The sequence below is a fragment of the Actinomycetospora sp. genome, from assembly GCF_036497245.1.
Lineage (GTDB): Bacteria > Actinomycetota > Actinomycetes > Mycobacteriales > Pseudonocardiaceae > Actinomycetospora.
This window is the reverse complement of record NZ_DASXJS010000149.1, coordinates 1-5,602: the sequence shown is the minus strand read 5'-3', so window position 1 is coordinate 5,602 and position 5,602 is coordinate 1. Positions and strand designations below refer to the sequence as shown.

Genomic DNA, 5,602 nt, shown 5'->3' with positions numbered 1-5,602 from the left:
AAGATCCTCGAGATCGGCGAGGGCACCAGCGAGGTGCAGAAGATGCTGATCGCGCGGCGGCTGGGTCTGTAGGCCGAACCGCCCCGCCGGAACGAACGACTCGTTCGTGCAGCTAGAAGCCACGAACGAGTCGTTCGTTCCCGCGGGGGCGGGGCCGATTCAGGGCTGCGCCGGTGCCGCCGCCGGGGCCTCGTCGTCGGTCCGCGCCCCGATGCGCGTGGCCGACGTGGAAGATGCCGACAGAGTCGCCGTGGGCCCGGGCGGCCCGGTTGAACGCACGCCGGGAGGTGCTCGGCCTGCGCGCTGCGCGCGTAGGACCCGAGACGGGAGTACGACCGCCAGAACTGGACGACGGCCGGACCCCGAAGACGACGAAGTCGCCGTCGATGTCGGCGCTGCGACGGACGTAGGGGCTCATCGAACTGCCTCCGGGACCTCGAGGGGAACGCGGCGACGACGCCACGCGTGCCCGGCGAGACCTCGCACCACAGCGGGGCGGAACAGGGCCGCGGGTTCGGCGGTCATCATCATGATCTCGGCGAACGCGCGGGCCACGACGGGATCCTCGGTCGCGGCCGCCTGGACGGTCCGGAGGTAGCTGCCCGGACACGGTCGGTCGTCGAGCGTCGGTCGGTGGTCCAGGACCGGTCCTGGGCGGCGGCGAGATCCCACGGGCCGGCGGCGACCGCGGCCGCCCTGCGCGCAGCAGTCGCCAGATCGCGGGGCTCGCGGTGCTGCACGGCGCGCACGGCCAACGCCTCGAGGGCAGCCACGGACATCCCCTGGCCGTAGATCGGGTTGAAGGATGCGACGGCGTCACCGACGGCGAGGAAGCCGAGCAGGGGCCGGAGCCGGTCGAAGCGTCGGAAGCGAGTGGACGGGGTCCTGTAACCCCGAATCTCCGACAACGGCGTCGCCTCGAGGAGAGCCTCGTGGAGCTCGGGGTCGGGCAGGTGGCGGGCCCACTCCCGGAACCCCTGCTCGTCGGTCGGCGGGTAGTGCCCGGCCATGCCGCCGAGAGTGATCGTGCACGTCCCGTTCTCGGTGGGCATGAGTGCGCCGAACCGCGGGTTCTCCCCGGGACGGGCCATCACGATCGTCCCGTGCCAGCCGGAGCTCGGGTGCTCGGGACGTCGCAACCGGCGGCTGGCGTAGCCCACTCCCGGCTGGAGCTCGACCTGCGGGACGGGCCCGGAGCCGAGCTCCGCGAGCATCTGCGGCGACCGGGATTGCCGTCCGGTCGCGTCGACCACGAGGTCGGCCTCCAGGAGCTCCTCCTCGGCCGACGAGACACGGACGCGGGCGCCCGTGATTCGACCGTCGTCGTCGGTGAAGTCGACTGCGGCGCTCCGCTTCGGTGGTCGACGGAGTCGAGGAGATCGTCCGGCTCCACGAGGGTGACCTCGGAGGATTCAGCGAGGACGAGCGCGACGAGCAGACCGGCCAGGCTCGCCCCGGCGACAACGACACGTCGGTGAGTCATGAGATGACCTCCGTGATGGAACGGGGGCGGTCGCGCAGGAAGAGGAAGAGCGGGAAGACGAAGGCGACGGCGATCGCGAAGGACGCGACCACGAGGACGACCGCTACCCAGGGCGCCCAGCCGAGGCGGCGGCTCTCGATGACCATGAACACGCAGGCGGCGAGCCCGGCGACGAGGATGTCGACGGCGGCCGAGGAACCAGCGGAGTTCGCGAACCAGCCGGCCAGGTAGTCCTCGCCGGCGGCGAAGGAGGCCAGGTTGAACCACCAGGTCCCGGCGAGCCCGACCAGCGAGAGCGCCAGGTAGGCGTCCCTCATGCCGGCACCGCCTCGCGGGACGTCGGCCGCGGTGCCCGCGAGAGCACCAGGCCCGCGGCGAGAACGGTCCCGACGACGAGGGCCGCGGCAGCTCCGAGCGTCAGCGCGTCCGGTGCGAGGAGCGGCTGGGCGCGCAGGGCCTGGCCGGTCAGGAGCAGCGTGAGGCCGGTCAGGAAGCCCGCGCCGACGGCGACCAGCCGCGCCCGCACCCTCTCGTCCGCGAGCCTCGCCACCCGCCCGGACACCATCAGCAGGATGACGGCGAGCAGCGGCAGTGCCTGGAGCCCGTGCAGGCCGACGAAGTGACCGATCCGCAGGTCCCCGCCCGTTGTCGACCACCCGAGCAGTGGCAGGCCGGGGCCGCCGTCGGGCGCCCCGACCGCGTGCGCCCCGACCGTCGGCATCGACCCGGTGGCCTGCGCCGTCTCGATCTGCGCGCCGGTCGGGCCCGTCATCAGGAAGGCGACCGCCATCCCGAGCAGCGCGACGCCGAGGCCGAGACGGATCGCCCAGGCCGACGCGACCGGTAGCGACCGCTCGCGCAGGAGCACCACTCCGACGGCGGCGGTGGCCACCCAGAGGGTCACGATCGACGCCGCCATCACCGACCAGACGGTCGCGTCGAACGGCGTGGCGACGTCGAAGTGGCTGGTGCGGCCGCGGACGACCTGCCCCACGATCGCGACCATCTCGATGGCCCCGGTCGCCGCCACCACCGCGCCGGCCGCGGTGGCGACCCGTCGCGCACGACGACCGGTGACGAGCGAGATCATCCACGCCAGCGTGGCCCCGTAGATCGCGATCGAGATCGAGAACTTGAGCGGCTTCGCCCAGATCGGCTGGCCCAGCAGCGTCCGCGGGTCGAGCAGGAGGCCGCCCACACAGACCAGGGCCAGGAGGATCATCGCGCCGGTGAGCGCCAGGAGGGATCGGTTCCAGGACTGCACGTCGGCCCCCGCGGTGGATAGTTTCACTGTCCGTTAAGCGGACAGTACTACTATCCGAAGAAGGATGTCGAGAGGGGAGACCGGATGAGGGTCGGCGAGCTGAGCCGGCGCAGCGGAGTGAGCGTCGCGTCGATCAAGTACTACCTGCGGGAGGGCCTGCTCCCGTCCGGCGAGCGCACCGGCCCGAACCAGGCCGCCTACGACGACGGCCACGTCCGGCGGCTGCGGATGGTGAGGGCGCTGATCGACGTCGGCGGCCTGTCGGTGGCCGCCACGCGCGACGTGCTCGCGGCGGTCGACGACCCGCAGGTGCCGCTGCACGAGGCGCTCGGCCGGGCGCAGGCGACGACGACGCCGCGGCACGCCGAGAACGCCGAGGACGACGACGAGGCCCGCGCGGGAGCGGAGCGGGCCCTGGCGGATCTCGTGGCCCGACGGGGGTGGGAGGTCTCGCCGCAGAACCCGGCGTGGGGCACCGCCGTCGAGGTGCTCGCCACCTACACCCGGCTCGGCGACGACGACCTCGCCGGCCAGCTCGAGCTCTACGCCGGGGCGATGGAGGGCGTGGCCCGCCGCGAGGTGGCCGCCGTCGTCGACCGGGGTGACCGCGCACGCACCGTCGAGGGCGCCGTCGTCGGGACGGTCCTGGGCGACTCGCTGCTCGCGGCCCTGCGACGCCTCGCCCAGGAGCACTGCTCCCACGAGCTCCTGGGTGGGCGGGCGGGCGCCGACGCCCAGGATTAGCGTCGGAGATCATGAGCACCACGGAAGGAACCCCGGCCGTCGACTTCCCCTCCCGCGTCGGGGTCTGGTGGACCAGCGACTCCTGGACGATCGGCGCCGCGAGCGAGGTCGCCCGGGACATCGAGCGGATGGGCTACGGCTCGCTGTTCTACGGCGAGGCCTACGGCAAGGAGACCCTGACGCAGGCCGGAGCGTTCCTGAACGCGACCGACCGCCTCGTCGTCGGGACCGGCATCGCGAACATCCACGCGCGTGACCCGATCGCCGCCGAGTCCGGCGCCCGCACCCTCACCGCCCTGCACCCCGGCCGGTTCGTGCTCGGGCTCGGGGTCAGCCACGGACCGCTGGTCGAGCGCGGCCGCGGCGGCACCTACACCAAGCCGCTGGCGACGATGCGGGACTACCTGCAGCGGATGGACGCCGTCGGGGAGCAGGTCGAGCCCGGCGTGCGACCCACCCGCCTCATCGCCGCGCTGGGACCGAAGATGATCCAGCTGTCCGGGACGGCCGCCGACGGCGCCCACCCCTACCTGGTGCTGCCGCAGCAGACCGCGGTCACGCGCGCGGCGCTGGGGCCGGACAAGTGGGTCGTCTCCGAGCAGGCGGTGGCGATCACCGGGGTGAACGGCGCGACGGAGGAGGACGCGCTGCGCCGTGCCCACGCGCACCTCGAGGTCTACTCGGGCCTGCCGAACTACCGGAACTCGTGGCTGCGGCAGGGGTTCGAGGACTCCGATCTGGTCCGCGGCGGCTCCGAGCGGCTCGCCCGCGCGCTCGTCGGGATCGGTGACGCGACGACCGCCGCCGCGAGCGTGCAGGCCCACCTCGACGCGGGTGCCGACCACGTGCTCGTCCAGGTCCTCGGCGACTCCCCGTTCGACGACCCGCGCCCGGCGCTGGAGGAGCTGGCCAAGGCCCTGTGAACGGAGGTGTCGCCGGAGCGGCGACATCGGTTCACCTGGGCCGGAGGTCCTTCCGGATCGGGTGGTCCGGAGGGATCTCGACCAGCACGATCGCGCGCCCGTCGGGATCGGCGATCCAGCACTCGCGCAGGCCCCACGGTTCGGTGCGGGTCTCCCGCGTGACCGTCACCCCGGCCGCCCGGAGTTCGCTCTCGGCGGCCGCGACGTCGCGGACCTGCACCCACAGCGCGTCCGGGCCGATCGGGCCCTCGGAGGTCCGCCCGGAGACCTCGAGGTAGCCGGTCCCGAGGAAGTAGACGATCCCCCCGGGGAACTCGCGCGAGATCGCGAGCCCGAGGGTGCCTCCGTAGAACGCCCACGCCGCCTCGGGGTCGCGGGGACGGATGAGGATCCTGCTGCTGAGCACCTCCACGCGGGCGGCGCACCTCCTCGGACGTGATCGGCGGGGTCGGCCGTGTCACCGGTGTGCTTGGGCACCGACGGCGGGGGCATCCTGACGTGCGTGACCGCCCGCGACCAGACCGAGGTCCCGGCACCTCCGCCGGACCAGCCCGACCCGAATCGTTGGCGCGCCCTCGTGGTGTGCCTCGTCGCGGGCTTCATGACCCTGCTCGACGTCAGCATCGTCAACGTCGCGCTCCCGCCGATGCAGCGCAGCCTCGGCGCGTCGTCGGCCGAGCTGTCCTGGGTGGTCTCGGGGTACGCGTTGGCGTTCGGCCTGGTCCTGGTCGCCTCCGGTCGGCTCGGCGACGACCGCGGCCGCAAGAAGATGTTCCTGGGCTCGCTCGCCCTGTTCACCGTGACCAGCGTGGTCGCCGGCCTGTCGGTGAACCCGACGATGCTCGTCGTCGCCCGCCTGCTGCAGGGCGCGGCCGGCGGCATGATGAACCCGCAGATCATCGGGGTGATCCAGCAGCTGTTCTCCGGCCGCGAGCGCGGGCGCGCGTTCGGGCTCTTCGGCGCGGCCATCGGGATCTCCACCGCGGTCGGTCCCCTCACCGGCGGCCTGCTGCTGGCGTGGGGTGGCGACGCCGAGGGCTGGCGCTGGGTCTTCTACGTCAACGTGCCGATCGGCATCGTCGCCCTGCTGCTCGGGATGCGGCTGCTGCCGCGTGACGTCGCGGTCCCCGCGGACCGGCGCCGGCCGCTGGACCTCGTCGGCGCCGTGCTGCTCGGCGGGGCCGTCGT

General features: G+C 73.3%; 7 protein-coding genes. 3 read left to right on the top strand and 4 right to left on the bottom strand.

The window, feature by feature from the left end; genetic code table 11:
- Positions 1 to 527 precede the first annotated feature (527 nt).
- The 3 genes from VGI02_RS16055 to VGI02_RS16045 all read right to left on the bottom strand — a co-directional run bounded on the left by VGI02_RS16055 (position 528) and on the right by VGI02_RS16045 (position 2,747).
- Positions 528 to 1,253, bottom strand: a complete 726-nt coding sequence (locus tag VGI02_RS16055; RefSeq protein ID WP_331628553.1) for a hypothetical protein — start codon at positions 1,251 to 1,253, stop codon at positions 528 to 530.
- A 226-nt stretch (positions 1,254 to 1,479) separates the two neighbouring features.
- Positions 1,480 to 1,800, bottom strand: coding sequence for a DUF2834 domain-containing protein (locus VGI02_RS16050; RefSeq protein WP_331628551.1), 321 nt, complete (start codon positions 1,798 to 1,800; stop codon positions 1,480 to 1,482).
- Positions 1,797 to 2,747 carry a hypothetical protein gene (locus VGI02_RS16045; protein ID WP_331628549.1) on the bottom strand — a complete coding sequence of 317 codons (951 nt, stop codon included), beginning with the start codon at positions 2,745 to 2,747 and terminating at the stop codon, positions 1,797 to 1,799. The genes VGI02_RS16050 and VGI02_RS16045 overlap by 4 nt, the downstream gene beginning before the upstream one ends.
- 84 nt (positions 2,748 to 2,831) lie before the next feature.
- Here VGI02_RS16045 and VGI02_RS16040 point away from each other — a divergent pair, with 84 nt between their 5' ends.
- The gene (locus tag VGI02_RS16040) at positions 2,832 to 3,491 is read left to right on the top strand and encodes a MerR family transcriptional regulator (protein ID WP_331628546.1); all 660 of its coding nucleotides are present in this window, start codon (positions 2,832 to 2,834) and stop codon (positions 3,489 to 3,491) included.
- Between the two features lie 11 nt (positions 3,492 to 3,502).
- Positions 3,503 to 4,414: a TIGR03620 family F420-dependent LLM class oxidoreductase gene (locus VGI02_RS16035; RefSeq protein WP_331628544.1), complete on the top strand. Its 912-nt coding sequence runs from the start codon at positions 3,503 to 3,505 to the stop codon at positions 4,412 to 4,414.
- A 31-nt stretch (positions 4,415 to 4,445) separates the two neighbouring features.
- Here the strand turns inward: VGI02_RS16035 and VGI02_RS16030 are convergent, their stop codons facing one another.
- Positions 4,446 to 4,826, bottom strand: coding sequence for a VOC family protein (locus VGI02_RS16030; RefSeq protein WP_331628542.1), 381 nt, complete (start codon positions 4,824 to 4,826; stop codon positions 4,446 to 4,448).
- A 189-nt stretch (positions 4,827 to 5,015) separates the two neighbouring features.
- On the opposite strand from VGI02_RS16030, the gene VGI02_RS16025 reads away from it, so the two are divergent.
- On the top strand, positions 5,016 to 5,602 hold a 587-nt coding region (locus VGI02_RS16025), incomplete at its 3' end, for an MFS transporter (protein ID WP_331628555.1).